This window comes from Anoxybacillus sp. TBDG-1 (genome assembly GCF_054815885.1).
Window position 1 is genome coordinate 1 of record NZ_JBTZSY010000018.1, and the last position, 15,827, is coordinate 15,827.

The 15,827-nt window shown below is 39.7% G+C and carries 18 protein-coding genes; 17 read left to right on the top strand and 1 reads right to left on the bottom strand.

What is annotated here, in order from left to right:
- The first annotated feature begins 60 nt into the window (after positions 1 to 60).
- Positions 61 to 1,281: a dicarboxylate/amino acid:cation symporter gene (locus tag ACYQY7_RS07130; RefSeq protein WP_461201389.1), complete on the top strand. Its 1,221-nt coding sequence runs from the start codon at positions 61 to 63 to the stop codon at positions 1,279 to 1,281.
- A gap of 21 nt (positions 1,282 to 1,302) precedes the next feature.
- Here ACYQY7_RS07130 and ACYQY7_RS07135 read toward each other — a convergent pair whose 3' ends face one another.
- Positions 1,303 to 1,668, bottom strand: coding sequence for a GIY-YIG nuclease family protein (locus ACYQY7_RS07135; RefSeq protein ID WP_461201390.1), 366 nt, complete (start codon positions 1,666 to 1,668; stop codon positions 1,303 to 1,305).
- A 95-nt stretch (positions 1,669 to 1,763) separates the two neighbouring features.
- Here ACYQY7_RS07135 and ACYQY7_RS07140 point away from each other — a divergent pair, with 95 nt between their 5' ends.
- The 16 genes from ACYQY7_RS07140 (at position 1,764) to ilvA (ending at position 15,753) form a co-directional block, all read left to right on the top strand.
- The gene (locus tag ACYQY7_RS07140; RefSeq protein ID WP_009361196.1) at positions 1,764 to 1,958 is read left to right on the top strand and encodes a twin-arginine translocase TatA/TatE family subunit; all 195 of its coding nucleotides are present in this window, start codon (positions 1,764 to 1,766) and stop codon (positions 1,956 to 1,958) included.
- 88 nt (positions 1,959 to 2,046) lie between these two features.
- On the top strand, positions 2,047 to 2,766 hold the full coding sequence (tatC, locus tag ACYQY7_RS07145; RefSeq protein ID WP_461201432.1) for a twin-arginine translocase subunit TatC: 720 nt from the start codon (positions 2,047 to 2,049) through the stop codon (positions 2,764 to 2,766).
- Positions 2,767 to 2,932: 166 nt separating this feature from the next.
- On the top strand, positions 2,933 to 3,994 hold the full coding sequence (locus ACYQY7_RS07150; RefSeq protein ID WP_461201391.1) for a hydrogenase small subunit: 1,062 nt from the start codon (positions 2,933 to 2,935) through the stop codon (positions 3,992 to 3,994).
- Positions 3,995 to 4,005: 11 nt separating this feature from the next.
- The gene (locus ACYQY7_RS07155) at positions 4,006 to 5,727 is read left to right on the top strand and encodes a nickel-dependent hydrogenase large subunit (protein WP_461201392.1); all 1,722 of its coding nucleotides are present in this window, start codon (positions 4,006 to 4,008) and stop codon (positions 5,725 to 5,727) included.
- A gap of 11 nt (positions 5,728 to 5,738) precedes the next feature.
- The gene (gene cybH / locus ACYQY7_RS07160; RefSeq protein WP_461201393.1) at positions 5,739 to 6,515 is read left to right on the top strand and encodes a Ni/Fe-hydrogenase, b-type cytochrome subunit; all 777 of its coding nucleotides are present in this window, start codon (positions 5,739 to 5,741) and stop codon (positions 6,513 to 6,515) included.
- Complete coding sequence (locus tag ACYQY7_RS07165) at positions 6,505 to 6,981, top strand: HyaD/HybD family hydrogenase maturation endopeptidase (RefSeq protein WP_461201394.1); 477 nt, start codon at positions 6,505 to 6,507, stop codon at positions 6,979 to 6,981. Before cybH ends, ACYQY7_RS07165 begins: the two co-directional genes overlap by 11 nt.
- Positions 6,978 to 7,397, top strand: a complete 420-nt coding sequence (locus ACYQY7_RS07170; protein ID WP_461201395.1) for a Rieske (2Fe-2S) protein — start codon at positions 6,978 to 6,980, stop codon at positions 7,395 to 7,397. The genes ACYQY7_RS07165 and ACYQY7_RS07170 overlap by 4 nt, the downstream gene beginning before the upstream one ends.
- Complete coding sequence (locus ACYQY7_RS07175; protein ID WP_461201396.1) at positions 7,390 to 7,740, top strand: hydrogenase maturation nickel metallochaperone HypA/HybF; 351 nt, start codon at positions 7,390 to 7,392, stop codon at positions 7,738 to 7,740. The genes ACYQY7_RS07170 and ACYQY7_RS07175 overlap by 8 nt, the downstream gene beginning before the upstream one ends.
- 4 nt (positions 7,741 to 7,744) lie before the next feature.
- Positions 7,745 to 8,416, top strand: a complete 672-nt coding sequence (gene hypB / locus ACYQY7_RS07180; protein ID WP_461201397.1) for a hydrogenase nickel incorporation protein HypB — start codon at positions 7,745 to 7,747, stop codon at positions 8,414 to 8,416.
- Entirely contained in the window at positions 8,389 to 10,668 is a 2,280-nt protein-coding gene (gene hypF, locus ACYQY7_RS07185; protein ID WP_461201398.1) for a carbamoyltransferase HypF, read from the top strand. Before hypB ends, hypF begins: the two co-directional genes overlap by 28 nt.
- Positions 10,659 to 10,886 (top strand): HypC/HybG/HupF family hydrogenase formation chaperone, encoded by a 228-nt coding sequence (locus ACYQY7_RS07190; RefSeq protein ID WP_461201399.1) that lies wholly within the window; start codon positions 10,659 to 10,661, stop codon positions 10,884 to 10,886. The genes hypF and ACYQY7_RS07190 overlap by 10 nt, the downstream gene beginning before the upstream one ends.
- Positions 10,867 to 11,976, top strand: coding sequence for a hydrogenase formation protein HypD (hypD, locus tag ACYQY7_RS07195; RefSeq protein WP_461201400.1), 1,110 nt, complete (start codon positions 10,867 to 10,869; stop codon positions 11,974 to 11,976). Before ACYQY7_RS07190 ends, hypD begins: the two co-directional genes overlap by 20 nt.
- Positions 11,977 to 11,979: 3 nt before the next feature.
- The gene (gene hypE, locus ACYQY7_RS07200; protein WP_461201401.1) at positions 11,980 to 12,972 is read left to right on the top strand and encodes a hydrogenase expression/formation protein HypE; all 993 of its coding nucleotides are present in this window, start codon (positions 11,980 to 11,982) and stop codon (positions 12,970 to 12,972) included.
- Between the two features lie 92 nt (positions 12,973 to 13,064).
- Positions 13,065 to 13,859, top strand: coding sequence for a thymidylate synthase (thyA, locus tag ACYQY7_RS07205; RefSeq protein ID WP_461201402.1), 795 nt, complete (start codon positions 13,065 to 13,067; stop codon positions 13,857 to 13,859).
- Positions 13,819 to 14,361, top strand: coding sequence for a dihydrofolate reductase (locus ACYQY7_RS07210; RefSeq protein ID WP_461201403.1), 543 nt, complete (start codon positions 13,819 to 13,821; stop codon positions 14,359 to 14,361). The genes thyA and ACYQY7_RS07210 overlap by 41 nt, the downstream gene beginning before the upstream one ends.
- Before the next feature lie 123 nt (positions 14,362 to 14,484).
- Positions 14,485 to 15,753, top strand: coding sequence for a threonine ammonia-lyase IlvA (gene ilvA, locus ACYQY7_RS07215; protein ID WP_461201404.1), 1,269 nt, complete (start codon positions 14,485 to 14,487; stop codon positions 15,751 to 15,753).
- The last annotated feature ends 74 nt before the right edge of the window (positions 15,754 to 15,827 follow it).

Here is a 15,827-nt window from a genome sequence, read left to right on the forward strand (position 1 = left end):
TTTATAAATAATGAATAGATTATTTATAAAGTTTTGTAAGTTTTCTGTAACGGTGTGGATATGTCGATGACAAAGAAAATTTTACTCGGAATGTTTGCAGGAATTATCGTAGGTCTTATTTTCAACTTAGCCCTTCCAACAGAATGGTTTGACCTCACAAAAACGTACGTGCTCAACCCACTTGGCACAATATTTATTAACTTAATCAAACTGCTTGTTGTTCCAATTGTACTTGTATCGCTTATTTTAGGGGCAGCTGGTGTCGGTGATCCGAAAAAGCTTGGTCGTATCGGTATGAAAACCATTGCATTCTTCTTAATTACTACTTCTTTGGCACTTATCATTGCTTTAACGTTAGGATCTGTCATTCGTCCGGGAGAAGGAAATTTTAATTTAGAAGGGGCAACGTTTGAAAAGAAGGAAGCTCCACCAGTTGTAGATACATTATTAAATATTATTCCAACAAACCCATTTCAAGCAATGGTAGAAGGGAATATGCTGCAAGTAATTGTCTTTGCAGTGCTTGTGGGGATGGCAATTGCCCGTTTAGGTGATCGGGTGAAACAAGTACGAGTATTCGTAGAGCAAGCCAATGATGTTCTCATGTACTTAGTCGAATGGGTGATGAAGTTCGCTCCATACGGTGCGTTTGCATTAATTGCTATCGCCATTGGAGGACAAGGATTCGACGCGATCGCAGCGATGGGGAAATATATGTTTGCTGTATTGTTAGCGTTATTTATTCATTTCTTCGTCGTGTATGGTACGGCAGTATGGACACTTGGGAAAATGAGCCCTATCGCATTTATTAAAGGATTTTCTCCAGCGATGGCTGTTGCGTTCAGTACATCGAGCAGCAATGCTACGTTGCCAGTATCGATGGAAACAGCACAAAAACATTTAAACGTTCCGAAAAGCATTAGCGGTTTTGTGCAACCACTTGGTGCAACAATCAATATGGATGGAACAGCCATTATGCAAGGTGTGGCAACGATGTTTATCGCCCAAGTGTATGGTGTCGATTTGACATTTAGTGATCTTTTGACAGTCATTTTAACGGCAATACTTGCGAGTATTGGTACAGCAGGCGTTCCAGGTGTTGGTTTAATTATGCTTTCCATGGTGTTAACATCCGTCGGTCTACCTGTTGAAGGTGTCGCTCTTATTCTAGGAGTTGATCGTTTGCTTGATATGACGAGAACAGTCGTGAATATTACAGGCGATGCTGCATGCGCGGTAATTGTAGCTAAATCAGAAGAAAAATATGAAAAGGCGAGCTAAACGAGGGAACATATCTCTCGTTTATTGTTTATAGTAAATAAGATGAGAAAAACAACGACAGTCAGATGAACCAAATCCTTTTACGATCCATTGTCCTTTATATTGTTGAAAAAGTTGTTGGGTACGTTCACATTCACTAAGTTCAGAAGAATACGTTTGAACGTGTATGATTTCACCGTATGGGCGAATGTAATCGATATGCCAATGCTTGCGTTTTTCTACTTGGAGATGGCGTTGAATACGTGATTGTATGTTTCGTTTCGCGCTCCCTACATAAATATAGTTTCCGCTCGGGAATAAAAAAGTACCTAATTTACCTACTTCTACAATGACATTGCTATCAATTGTAAAGAAAATAGCGTACACTGTATGTTGATTGTCAAACATTTCTCACACCTCTTAACAATTTGTCATTGAAAAATGAAGATCTTAGCAATACAATAAAAAAGAAGCGTATGTATGAAAAAAAAGGAGATGACGTTATGCTTTCAAATATCGGGGTACCTGGTTTAATTTTAATTCTTGTCATCGCTCTTGTCATTTTTGGACCGAAGAAATTACCTGAAATCGGACGGGCTTTTGGTGAAACATTGCGTGAGTTTAAAAAATCAACAAAAGGATTGCGCGATGAAGTATTAGAAGAGCTTGATGAAAAGAAAGAAGCGCGTAAATCATAAAGCGGCAACGATGTGTTGCCGTTTTTAACATGGAAAAAGGTTGGTGTTTACGCTCGTGGAAGAAAAGAAAAGATACGAAGATGAAGAGATGACGTTGGTTGAACATTTAGAAGAGTTACGTAAACGCATTTTTATTGTTGTTGGAGCACTCATTTTATTTTTTATTGTAGGGTTTATCTTTGTTCAAGATTTATATCGTTGGCTAATTTCCGATTTAGATGTAAAGCTAACGATTTTAGGACCTACTGACATTTTATGGGTGTATGTCGTATTAGCTGGCGTTTTTGCGATTACAATGACGATTCCTGTATTTGTTTGGCAAGTATGGATGTTCGTGAAGCCTGCTCTTACACCACGGGAGCGAAAAGTAACGTTGTCGTATATTCCAGCGACGTTTCTATTATTTGTACTCGGTTTATGTTTTGGCTACTTTGTTGTATTGCCAATGGTATTCCATTTTTTAATGAGTCTCGGCGGAGATTTGTTCGCAACGATGTTTACGACAGAAAAGTATTTTCGATTTATTTTAAATATGACAATTCCTTTCGCTGTATTGTTTGAATTACCGATTATTGTTATGTTTTTGACAAGCATTGGTTTAATTAATCCATATGCGCTACAAAAAGTAAGAAAGTATGCGTACTTTATATTAGTTGTTATCGCAGTAACCATTACGCCACCGGATTTTATTTCTGATTTTTTAGTGACGATTCCGTTGCTGTTGTTATATGAAGTAAGTATATCGATCTCAAAATTTGTGTATAAACGAAAAGAAAAACAGTTAGGACAAGGAGCGTCTTCAGAATAGAAGGCGCTTTTTTGTTTCTGTATTTAATTTATTATAATAAAAACTATTTTCATGTTGTTAATATATTTAAGAACATTTTGTTACAGTTATTCCTTAAAAATAACATAAAGATAAATAATGATATATAATCAATTGTAAGCGTTATCAAGTAAAGGGGAGGAGCTATGTGAAAAGAAAAACGATTTTGGAAGAAGTGCTTGACCGTGGTTTCACGAGACGCGATTTTTTAAAAATGTGTACGGCACTTGCAGCGACAATGGGGCTAGATTTTTCACAAACGGATCAAGTTGTTTCGGCAATGGAAAAGAGTCAACGTGTTCCTGTCATTTGGTTACAGTTTCAAGACTGTACAGGTTGCTCTGAATCATTTATTCGTTCTACACACCCAAAAGTAGAAAGTGTGCTTTTAAACATGATTTCACTTGAATATTCTGAAGTGCTTTCCGCTGCTTCCGGCCATCAAATCGAAGCCGCACTTGAACATGTTCTTGAACATTATCCTGGGGAATACATACTTGCGGTGGAAGGAAGTTTGCCAACAGATGATGCATTTTTAACCGTTGGCGGTGTATCGGCAAAAGAGACGTTTCTTCGTGCAGCTAAAGGAGCAAAAGCAATTATTGCATATGGAAGCTGTTCATCGTGGGGTGGAATTCCTGCCGCATATCCGAACCCAACAAAAGCAAAACCAATTACACATTTTGTGAAAGATAAACCAGTCATATTAGTTCCAGGATGTCCACCAATTGCAGAAGTTATGACAGGTGTCATTGCACATATCATCACGTTTGGAAAACTGCCAGAGCTCGATCATCTTGGAAGACCAAAAGCGTTTTATCGTCATCGTATTCACGATAAATGCAATCGCCGAGCATATTTTGATGCTGGGCTATTTGCGGAATCGTTTGATGATGAAGGAGCACGACAAGGATATTGTTTATATAAAGTAGGATGTAAAGGACCAACAACATATAACTCTTGCGCAGAAATGCGCTGGAACGGAGGGGTTAGCTACCCAATTCAATCCGGAAACCCATGTATTGGTTGCTCTGAAAAAGGTTTTTGGGACAACGGTCCTTTCTTTGTTCGTCGTGCTAAAATTCCTGCATCCCAAACGACGATTAATCCAGAAACGGTCGGAGCGATTGCAGTTGGTGTGACAGCTGCAGGTGTTGCTGCCCACGCTGCGGTAACAGCAATGAAGAAAAAAGATGAACATCATGATTGAGGTGAATAAAGATGACAGAACGCATTGTTGTCGATCCAGTAACGCGAATTGAAGGACATTTACGTATAGAAGTAGACGTTGATGAAAGTGGCGTCATTCAAGAGGCATTTAGTTCCGGTACAGCAGTTCGTGGCATTGAATTAATTGTGCGTGATCGCGATCCACGAGATGTTTGGGCATATGTGCAACGCATTTGTGGCGTTTGTACAACAACCCACGCTCTAGCTTCTATCCGTTCCGTTGAAGATGCGCTCGATATTAAAATTCCAAGAAACGCACATCTCATTCGTGACATTATGAACGCAGCGGTCTTTTTACATGACCATGTCGTTCACTTTTATCATTTGCATGCATTTGACTGGGTAGATGTATTAAGCGCCCTGAAAGCAGATCCAAACGAGACAAGCCGCATTGCTCAGTCTCTTTCTAGTTGGCCAAAATCGTCTCCAGGTTATTTTAAAGACATTCAAATGAAAGTACAAAAAGTTGTGGATAGTGGTCAGCTTGGTATTTTTGCAAACGGCTATTGGGGACATAAGGCATATAAATTACCACCTGAAGTAAATTTACTTGCTGTTGCTCACTATTTAGAAGCGCTTGATTGGCAAAAAGAAATTGTGAAAATCCATACGATTTTCGGAGGAAAAAACCCTCATCCTCACTATGTTGTTGGTGGGATGGCTACGCCAATTGATATTAATAGCGATAACGCCATTCATGCCGAACGTTTGATGCATGTTTCGCAAATTATTGATCAAGCAGTAGAGTTTGTAAATAATGTTTACATCCCAGACTTATTGGCGATCGGCTCATTTTATAAAGATTGGACATATGGTGGCGGCTTAAATAACTATTTATGTTATGGTGATTTTTCAACAGGTGATATTCGCGATGTCCATTTATATCGTTTTCCACGTGGTGTTATTTTAAATGGAAATTTAAATGAAGTACTTGATGTCGATCCAAAAGATCCAGAACAAGTAAAAGAGTTTATTGATCATTCATGGTATACGTATGATGGAAAAGAAGGTGGAGTTGGTAAACATCCATGGGAAGGCGAAACTTCACTTCGTTATACAGGACCGAAACCACCATTTAAAACATTAAACACGGAAGAAAAATATAGCTGGTTAAAATCTCCGAGATGGAAAGAGCATCCGATGGAAACAGGGCCACTTGCACGTATGCTTGTTGGTTATGCATTAAAGAAAGATGAGTTTGTCGGATTAATAGATGATACGTTGAAAAAATTAAATTGGCCACTTGAAGCGATGCGTTCAGCACTCGGGCGCACAGTAGCACGTGGACTTGAGTCTATTCTCGTTGCGAAATGGATGCGTGACGATATGGATGCATTGCTTGCGAATATTCGGAACGGAAACCAAATTACATTCGATCGAACAAAATGGGAGCCAAGTACATGGCCAAAACACGCAAAAGGAGTCGGATGGATGGAAGCGCCACGCGGAGCGTTAGGTCATTGGATTGAAATTGAAAATGGGAAAACGAAAAACTATCAAGCGGTTGTTCCGACAACATGGAACGCCTCACCGCGTGACCATAAAGGACAAATTGGTGCGTATGAAGCATCTTTAAAAGGAACACCGTTGCTTGACAAAGAAAAACCGTTGGAAATTTTACGCATTGTCCATTCGTTCGATCCATGTTTAGCATGTGCGGTTCATTTAACAGATCTTGAATCAAAACAGACGACTCATATTCGTATTGGGTAGGAGGGGAGTGTATGTCAGTCCCAACAAATCCAAAAATTGAGCAAAAACAAACACAAGTAGTTTGGAAACGGTCACGAAAAGCGAAAAACATTGAGTTAAACGACCAAATGGTGAAAGTGTACGTATGGGAATTGCCTGTTCGCATTTTTCATTGGATTAATGCTTTTTCCATTATAGTTTTAATGATTACGGGCGTGTTTATCGGCCGCCCGTTTGTTTCTGCATCTATTCAAGAAGAAGCGTATTACTCTTTTTTGATGGGGTGGGCGCGCTATATTCACTTTTTTGTTGCGTTTCTTTTTACTATTAATTTAGCTGTTCGTTGGTATTGGGTATACAAAGGAAATGAACATGCGACATCGAATCCGTTTCGCCTTTCTTTTTGGAAAGAAGCATTCGAAACGATCAAATATTACTTGTTTATGAAAAACAATAAAAAACATTATATCGGACATAATCCGCTTGCCCAATTGAGTTATTGGATTTTTATCGGGCTTGGATCCATCATTATGATGCTTACAGGTTATTACTTATTATTCGAGCCACAACCGGAATCGATTTATGGAAAAATGTTTATGTGGGTGGCTCATTTATTTGGTGGTGATAGCTACTCCGTTCGTTCATGGCATCACCTCGTCGCATGGGGGTTTATGATTTTTACTGTCGTACACGTGTATATGGCGTTTCGTGAAGACTATTTACAACGAAATGGAACGATGTCGTCGATTTTTACCGGTTATAAAATAGAACGAAAAAAAGAAGCATTAGGTGAACATAATGAAAAATAAAAAAATAACCGTTCTCGGAATTGGAAATTTACTTTATTCCGATGAAGGAGTAGGCATTCATATTTTGCCTTTATTAGAAGAAAAATTGGCGAAATACGATGATGTAGAAGTAATTGAAGGATCAACGGATGGGATGCGTTTACTTGGGACAATCGAAGAGACGGAGTATTTGGCAATTGTCGATGCTGTCAATGCAGGAAAAGAAGCAGGAACGATGATTATATTAGTGGACGACGAAATTCCAGCTTATTTTGGAATTAAAATGTCTATTCATCAACTTGGTTTTCAAGAAGTATTGTCAGCGGCGAAATTACGACAAACATACCCAAAGCAAATGGTTTTGTTCGGAATACAACCAGCTTCTTTATCTCTCGGATTAGAACTATCACCGATCGTCCAAGCGCAACTGCCGCATGTTGTTGAACAAGTCGTTCATCAAGTAGAGAAGTGGTGTCATACGACATGAATCGTTCACAATTTTTAAAGATGATGCGTAATAGTTTCGTTGAAACGCTGAAAGAAGCTTCCGCCCCATTATTAGAGGAAGAGGTGGAAAAAGTGAAGAAATTATTTTTCGATCATCGCACGTGGCATGCTATTGGCTCGTGCGATGATGTATGTGATGTCGAAATGAAAACGGTTGGTCGCATCCCGATTGTTGTTTATAACCATGACGGGACATTACATGCAAAAAAAGCCATTTGTTCACATTGTCACGTGATGCCTCATTACATTCACCAAGACCATCGTTTTATTTGTTTATACTGTGATCGTGAATGGCGCGTATTCTCACAACATGGCACATTGCATATGCCACTTCTTCCAACGAAAAAAGAGGGAAATATATGGTATGTACAAATAGAAAGGGATTCGTATGCATGAGATGGCGTTAATGGGAGAAATCGTTCAGCTAATTGAACAAGATGCCCAAACGAAAAAAGTGAAATATGTAAAAAAAGTAGAGTTGGTTGTTGGCACGTTAAGCAATGCGCTTCCAGATGCATTACAGTTTGCTTTTGATGTGTATAAAATACAAGAAGATAATTGTTTAACGTCAGATGCTGAGTTGATTATTCATATCGAGGAAGCGAAAGCGATTTGTGCGATTTGTGATAAACAATATGTGCCAGTTGCTAAAATTGCCCAATGTCCAACATGTTTGCTTCCAAGTGGAAAAATTGTAGCTGGAGAAACATTTCGTATTTTGGCATATGAAGGGGGTTAATAATATGAAAATTACATTAGAAGTTGATGTGTTAACAAACAATAATCGGGCAGCTGCGTTTAATCGTCAATTGTTTGAGGAAACGAATACGCTTGTGATCAATATAATGAGCTCACCTGGGGCAGGAAAGACGACCATTTTAGAAAAAACGATCGAAGCATTAGCAAATGAGTTTCGCATTGGTGTCATCGAAGGAGATTTAGCAACGGAAAAAGACGCAGAGCGCATTCGTGCTCTTGGTGCGCAAGCGGTACAAATTAATACACACGGAGGATGTCATTTAGATGCACGTATGATTGCGGCTGTGCTACCGCAATTTGATTTTCAACAACTAGATATTTTGTTTATTGAAAACGTAGGTAATCTTGTTTGTCCATCTAGTTATGATTTAGGACAGCAACATAAAGTGGCAGTATTAAGTATACCAGAAGGAAATGATAAAATTCCGAAATACCCAACGATGTTTATAAGAACAGAGCTTGTTTTACTGAATAAAATCGATTTATTGCCATATCTTGATTTTAATGTGGAACAAGCAAAGGAAGACTTGTCATGTATTAATCCACAGTCTACGTTATTACCGCTATCAGCAAAAACCGGTGAAGGCATGGATGAATGGCTACATTGGATTCGAGAAGGGGTTGCCCGATGCAAAAAGCAGTTAACATCACAGTAAAAGGACGAGTGCAAGGAGTTGGCTTCCGTCCTTTTATTTTCGCACTTGCCCAACGATATCAAGTAAAAGGAACTATACAAAACAATATGGACGGAGTTTTTATTCATGTTGAAGGCGATGCAGATGCAGTCGATCAGTTTATTCACGCTTTACCTGTTCAGGCGCCGCGATTATCCCGTATTGATGAGATGGTTGTAACTTTAGTACAATGGCGTGCGTTTAAAGATTTTTCTATTATTCCAAGCGAACGAAAAGGAAGTTCTTCGCTCGTGATTCCGATCGATACGGCTGTTTGCGATGATTGTTTACGGGAAATGAATGACCGAAATGATCATCGCTATCGTTATCCGTTTATCAATTGTACACAATGTGGTCCTCGGTATACAATTATTGAACAATTACCGTATGATCGCCCGTTTACATCGATGCATTCGTTTCAAATGTGTGAGCGATGTGAACAAGAGTACAAAGATCCTATGAACCGCCGTCATCACGCCCAACCTATTGCTTGTCCAACATGCGGTCCATCTGTTGCATTATTGAAGGTAGATGGTCAAATGGTACAAGGGGATGCGATTGAACAAGCGAAGCAATATATTCGTGCTGGGGCGATTGTTGCGGTGAAAGGATTAGGTGGATATCACTTAGCTTGTGACGCGACTAACGAACAGGCAGTTCAACAATTACGTTTGCGAAAACAACGCCCAAATCGACCGTTAGCTATTATGGCTGCTTCACTTGACATAGTAGAGCAATTATGTGAAATAACGAAAGAAGAAAAACAATTATTAATTTCATCGGAAGCTCCGATTGTTGTGATAAAACAGAAAAGAAACACAATGATTGCTCCATCGGTTGCTCCTGGGTTACAAACGGTTGGGGTGATGTTACCGTACACTCCGCTTCATCATTTATTGCTTGATGAGCAATTGCCTGTCGTTGTTATGACAAGTGCGAATCGTTCGGGAGTACCGATTATATATGAAGATGAACAAGCTTTACGTGATTTACAAGGCATTGCTGATTATTTTCTTGTACATAATCGTCCGATTGTTCACCCTATTGATGATTCTGTTGTTCAAATAGAGAGTGGCAAGATTCATTTTATTCGACGAGCGCGTGGCTTTGTTCCCGATCCATTAGAGACGAAGTATGACGTTCATGAAATTGTTGCACTTGGTGGACAACAAAAAAACGTATTCGCGTTTGGAAGACATCATCAAATTTTTTTAGGCCCTCATATTGGTGACTTAGAGCATGTAGAGGTGGTTGAACATTTCCAACAGGAATACGAACATTTACGCACATGGATGGGAGTGACACCGAAAGTAGTCGCTGTCGATTTACATCCAAATTATGAAACGTGGAATATTGCAAAACAATGGAATGTTGATATTGTAGCTGTCCAACATCATCATGCGCACATGGTTTCATGCATGGAGGAAAATCATATCCACTCCCCTTGTTTTGGTCTTATTTTAGATGGAACAGGATACGGAGAAGATGGACATATATGGGGCTTTGAGTTACTGTACGGAGATGCTTTGCAGTATAAACGACTCGGACATTTAACATATACGCCTCTTCCAGGTGGAGAACGTTGTATAAAAGAGCCTTGGCGTACAACAGTCGGCATGCTGGGACATTATTTCGGTGAACAAGGATATGCTCTGGCGGAGAAGCGATTTACCGAACGAGCACAAGAGGTACGTGTATTAAAACAAATGGTCGAAAAAGGGCTACACTCTCCTTTAGCAGGTACGTGCGGGAGGCTATTTGACGCCGTTAGTGCCTTTTTGTACGTTTGCACACATAGTACATATGATGGAGAAGCAGCGATTCGACTTTCTGAATTAATCGATGATACAAAAATATATGAGACTTATCCATTTCGTGTAAAGAAGTGCGATGAATGGGAGATCGATTTGACGGAGATGTGGCGAGCGATAATTCAAGATGTTGAAGCTCATGAGCAAACGAATACCATTGCTGGTCGCTTCCATGAAACGGTCGTTCAAGCATCTGTTGAAATGGTTCGCTTAGCTTTACAACAATATCCAACATACGAACGAAACATCGTGTTATCTGGAGGAAGCATGCATAACCGCTATATCACAAAACGTCTTCGACAAGAACTGAACAAACTCGGGTTATGTGTTTATACGCATCAAAAAGTACCTTGCAATGATGGGGGACTAGCGCTTGGACAGTTAATTATTGCAGCACATAGGAGGGAACGTGTATGTGTGTAGGAGTGCCAGCAAAAGTGTTACATATTGAAGGTTTTTCAGCATTAGTAGATGTAATGGGGTCACAAATGAATGTTGGAGTTATTTTTGTTCCTGAAGTGAAAATTGGTGACTATGTTATTGTGCATGCAGGACAGGCGATGTCTATTATTGATGAGCAATATGCAAGAGAAAGTTTAGAAGAATGGAGGAAGCTAGTCGATGCTAGACGTGATGGATAACCTAACTCGCTCAGCAATCAGTCGAACGTTGTTACAAGAAGTACGGACGTTAGCGAGTCAGTTTCAACAAACGTTCGGACGAGTGCCTTCGTTTATGGAAGTATGTGGTTCGCATACAATGGCACTTGCTCGTACGGGGGTAAAAAAAGCGCTTGAAGGATATGTTCGTCTTATTTCTGGTCCTGGCTGCCCTGTTTGTGTGACCGATCAAGTAACGATTGATGCGATGGTTTCTTTGACGGATGGCGCAGATCGAATCATTTGTACGTTTGGTGATATGATGCGAGTTCCTGGATCTTACGGAACGTTGATGCAAGCAAAGACAGAAGGAAAAGATGTACGAGTCGTCTATTCTCCTGTTGATGCAGTTCGTATCGCTGAACAACATTCGGATCAAGAAGTTATTTTTTTAGGCATAGGGTTTGAAACGACGATCCCGATTTTAGCTGCAGCGGTAAAGGAAGCAGAAGAAAAACAAGTGCACAATTTTTCGATGTGGATGTCGACAAAGCTCGTCGAACCGATTTTGCGACAATTACTTCACGATGGAGAAGTTGCATTAGATGGATTTTTACTTCCTGGACACGTATCGATGGTAATGGGAAGAAAACATTTTGAGTTTTTAGCAACAGAATACCGTATGCCTGCAGTAATTAGTGGGTTTGAAGTACTTGATATGTTAAGTGCGATTCGTCATTTGTTAATGTTGTCGATCGAACAACGTGTAGTGATATTAAATGATTACAAAAGTGTTGTGACTGAACAAGGAAATATACAAGCGAAATATTGGATGAATCACTACTTTACGTTATGTGATGAGGCGTGGCGTGGCATCGGTGTTATTCCTAATAGTGGGATGGACTTTAAGAAAAAGTATGATTCGTTTAATGCAAAAGTGAAGTTTTCTGTTTTAACGCGTGAACCACGTCGAACAAAGTGTCGTTGTGGGGAAGTTATTCGTGGTCTCATTGATCCACCGCAATGTGCATTATTCGGAAAAGCGTGTACACCGCTAAACCCGATTGGTCCATGTATGGTGTCATCAGAAGGTAGTTGCGCGGCGTATTATCAATACATGAGGGAGGAATAATAAATGGAGCGAATTACGCTCGCTCACGGAGACGGGGGAGAATTAGCCCACAAACTAATTACAGATGTGTTTGTTTCTACGTTTCATAACGATCATTATGCCAAATTGGACTCTGCTACATTGACGTTAGGAGCACATGAGCTCGCTGTGACAACAGACAGTTTTGTCGTTAAACCACTTTTCTTTCCGGGTGGAAATATAGGGAAATTAGCGGTAGCGGGAACAATAAATGACTTAGCGGTTGTCGGGGCGGTTCCGAAAGTTTTGACGTGTGGCTTTATTATTGAAGAAGGTTTTCCTATTCGCGATTTAAAAACGATCGTTCAATCGATGGCAGAAGAAGCGAAAAAAGCAAATGTGGCGATTGTGGCGGGAGATACAAAAGTTGTTGAACGAGGCAGCGCGGATCGATTATATATTAATACATCAGGGATCGGTGTCGTTTCACGTCCGCTTGATCGGAAAATTTGTGAAGGAGACTCGGTCATTGTGAGCGGTTCAGTTGGCGATCATGGAGTAGCTATATTAGTTGCTCGTGGCGAATTAGGGCTTGTATCAACAGTTGAAAGCGACTGCGCCTCGTTATATTCGCTCATTGAAAAGGCGATGGGGGCAAGTGAACACATTCGGCTGATGCGCGATCCGACCCGCGGTGGATTAGCAACAGCTCTTGTAGAAATTTGTGAAGATTTTGGTGTAACGATTGAGTTGGAAGAAGATCGTATCCCTATGAAAAAGGAAGTAGAAGGTGCATGTGAACTACTCGGTTTTGATCCGCTTTACTTGGCTAACGAAGGAAAAGTAGTCATGATCGTACCAAAAGAAGATGAACAGGCAGTTCTTGATGCACTTCGTTCCCAACCAGAGGGAAAAGACGCGGCTATGATCGGAACAGTTCGAGCAACAAACAAAGGGCAGTTGTTATTGCGGACATCACTCGGTACAACAAGACGGTTATACCGACTAACCGGACTCATGTTACCTCGTATTTGTTAGACCGTAGGGCAAATCCTACGGTTTTTTGTCTTTCCTACTTTTCTGCTTTATGTCATAATAAATGACAGTAAATAAAAAAGGGTGAGGGTATCATGAAGCAATATTTACAATTACTCGAAGATATTTTACAAAACGGTGTGTATAAAGACGATCGTACGGGAACGGGGACGCTTTCTGTATTTGGACGTCAGTTGCGTTTTGATTTACGAGAAGGCTTTCCTTTACTTACAACAAAAAAGTTACATATTCGTTCCATTATTCATGAATTACTTTGGTTTTTGAGCGGGGATACGAATATTCGCTATTTAAAAGAAAATGGTGTAACGATTTGGGACGAATGGGCGGATGAAAATGGAGACTTAGGACCAGTATATGGTGCACAATGGCGTTCATGGAGGGGAGCAGACGGCCGAACGATTGATCAAATTAGCGAAGTAATCGAACAAATAAAAAACAATCCAAATTCACGTCGCCTTTTAGTCAGTGCGTGGAATGTCGCAGAGTTAGACGATATGAAATTGCCACCTTGTCATTATGCTTTTCAGTTTTATGTTGAAAACGGGATGTTATCATGCATGTGGCAGCAACGCTCTGTTGACACATTTTTAGGTCTTCCGTTCAATATCGCAAGCTACGCGCTACTTACATATATGGTTGCTCAACAATGCGATCTGCAGCCAAAAGAACTTATTTTTACTGGCGGTGATGTTCATTTATATATGAATCATATTGAACAAGCGAAGTTGCAATTAACGCGACAGCCGCGCCCTCTTCCAAAATTAATAATAAAACGAAAGCCAGCTTCTATTTTTGAGTATCGTTTTGAAGATTTTGAAATTATTGACTATGATCCACATCCGCATATTAAAGCGGACGTGTCTGTATAAGGAAGTGAGTCGATTGATTTCTATTATTGTGGCTATGGATCGAAATCGAGTAATTGGTTATAACAATACGTTACCTTGGTATTTACCAGCAGATTTGGCTTATTTTAAACGTGTAACTATGGGACATCCGATTGTTATGGGACGAAAAACGTTTGTATCGATTGGTCGTCCACTCCCGGGGAGAATCAATATAATCCTGACACGAGACAAAACGTTTTTAGTGAATTCCAATGTTCAAGTCATTCATTCGATGGATCACATTCGACAAATCGAACAACAATATGGTCATGTGTTTATCATTGGAGGGGCACAAGTATTTGAACAAGCCATGTCGCTAGCGGACCGATTGTACGTTACACATATTGATGCAACGTTTACAGGTGATACATTTTTCCCACCAATCGATGAAAAACAGTGGGCGCTTCGTACCGCTCGACAAGGTGTGCAAGACGAAAAAAATCGCTATCCACATACATTTTGCATATATGAACGAGCTCGCTAGTCAGCGAGCTTCATCTTTTTGATTAATTTTTAGAAAATTTACTTTTCTTTATCCGAAAATATGATATATTTTAGAATAACATAATTTTGACAACGAAATTATAAATAGAAAGGGAACGAGAAGATGGAACAACAAGTAAAACGAAAACATGGCGTATATGTAGAAGATATTTTAATTGCTTATCAAACGCTAAAAGATGTTGTGTATCATACCCCTTTACAAAAAAATGAACTGCTTTCAGAACGTTATGATTGCCACGTATACTTTAAAAGGGAAGATTTACAAGTCGTTCGATCGTTTAAAATTCGTGGGGCATATTATCGAATGAAAAGTTTATGCGAAGAAGAAAAGAAAAACGGAATTGTTTGCGCAAGTGCAGGCAATCATGCGCAAGGTGTCGCTTATTCGTGTCGAGCACTCGGTGTGCACGGTAAAATTTATATGCCATCTACCACTCCACGACAAAAAGTATCACAAGTACAATTTTTTGGTCGGGAATTTGTTGATATCATTTTAGTTGGCGATACATTTGATGATTCTTATGAGCAAGCGCTTGTTTGTGCCAAAAAAGAGAAGCGAACGTTTATCCATCCGTTCGATGATGAAGCTGTCATTGCTGGACAAGGAACGGTTGGGGTTGAAATTTTAAATGACTGCGAAGAACCGATAGACTATGTGTTCGCAAGTATTGGTGGAGGAGGACTTATTTCGGGTGTCGGTACGTATATAAAAAGTATTTCACCAACGACGAAATTGATTGGTATCGAACCAGAAGGGGCTCCTTCAATGAAAAAATCGTTTGAAGCAAAGGAAGTAATTACTTTAAATGAAATTGACTCGTTTGTAGATGGTGCAGCGGTAAAGCGTGTGGGTGAAAAAACATTTGCATTAGCCAAAGACATCGTTGACGACATTGTGGTCGTTCCTGAAGGAAAAGTGTGTACAACGATTTTGCAGCTTTACAATGAAAATGCTATTGTAGTGGAGCCTGCTGGGGCGTTGCCTGTTGCTGCGCTTGATTTATATAAAGAGCATATTCGTGGCAAGACCGTTGTTTGTATTATTAGCGGAGGAAACAATGACATCGGACGCATGCAAGAAATTAAAGAGCGGTCGATGATTTATGAAGGTCTTCAACATTATTTTATCGTGAATTTTCCACAACGTGCGGGAGCTTTACGTGAATTTCTTGATGAAGTGCTAGGACCGACCGATGACATTACATTGTTTGAATATACAAAAAAAAATAATAAAGATAGTGGTCCGGCACTCGTTGGTATCGAATTGAAATGTCGCGAAGATTATGGTCCACTTGTTGAACGAATGAAGAAAAAAGGTTTTCCGTTTATGGAAGTGAATAAAGATAGCAGTTTATTCCATTTACTCATTTGACAAAAATTTTTTATAAATCGACGACGAAATGTGACATACTTCAACACAAAAATCGTGTATAATATAAATAAATC

Coding starts and splice junctions, on each gene's coding strand:
- hypF (WP_461201398.1), top strand. CDS start 8,389: ATGCAAAAAGCAGTTAACATCACAGTAAAAGGACGAGTGCAAGGAGTT.
- tatC (WP_461201432.1), top strand. CDS start 2,047: ATGACGTTGGTTGAACATTTAGAAGAGTTACGTAAACGCATTTTTATT.
- ilvA (WP_461201404.1), top strand. CDS start 14,485: ATGGAACAACAAGTAAAACGAAAACATGGCGTATATGTAGAAGATATT.
- ACYQY7_RS07130 (WP_461201389.1), top strand. CDS start 61: ATGTCGATGACAAAGAAAATTTTACTCGGAATGTTTGCAGGAATTATC.
- cybH (WP_461201393.1), top strand. CDS start 5,739: ATGTCAGTCCCAACAAATCCAAAAATTGAGCAAAAACAAACACAAGTA.
- ACYQY7_RS07170 (WP_461201395.1), top strand. CDS start 6,978: ATGAATCGTTCACAATTTTTAAAGATGATGCGTAATAGTTTCGTTGAA.
- ACYQY7_RS07135 (WP_461201390.1), bottom strand. CDS start 1,668: ATGTTTGACAATCAACATACAGTGTACGCTATTTTCTTTACAATTGAT.
- ACYQY7_RS07175 (WP_461201396.1), top strand. CDS start 7,390: ATGCATGAGATGGCGTTAATGGGAGAAATCGTTCAGCTAATTGAACAA.
- ACYQY7_RS07165 (WP_461201394.1), top strand. CDS start 6,505: ATGAAAAATAAAAAAATAACCGTTCTCGGAATTGGAAATTTACTTTAT.
- hypE (WP_461201401.1), top strand. CDS start 11,980: ATGGAGCGAATTACGCTCGCTCACGGAGACGGGGGAGAATTAGCCCAC.
- hypD (WP_461201400.1), top strand. CDS start 10,867: ATGCTAGACGTGATGGATAACCTAACTCGCTCAGCAATCAGTCGAACG.
- ACYQY7_RS07140 (WP_009361196.1), top strand. CDS start 1,764: ATGCTTTCAAATATCGGGGTACCTGGTTTAATTTTAATTCTTGTCATC.
- ACYQY7_RS07190 (WP_461201399.1), top strand. CDS start 10,659: ATGTGTGTAGGAGTGCCAGCAAAAGTGTTACATATTGAAGGTTTTTCA.
- hypB (WP_461201397.1), top strand. CDS start 7,745: ATGAAAATTACATTAGAAGTTGATGTGTTAACAAACAATAATCGGGCA.
- thyA (WP_461201402.1), top strand. CDS start 13,065: ATGAAGCAATATTTACAATTACTCGAAGATATTTTACAAAACGGTGTG.
- ACYQY7_RS07155 (WP_461201392.1), top strand. CDS start 4,006: ATGACAGAACGCATTGTTGTCGATCCAGTAACGCGAATTGAAGGACAT.
- ACYQY7_RS07210 (WP_461201403.1), top strand. CDS start 13,819: ATGATCCACATCCGCATATTAAAGCGGACGTGTCTGTATAAGGAAGTG.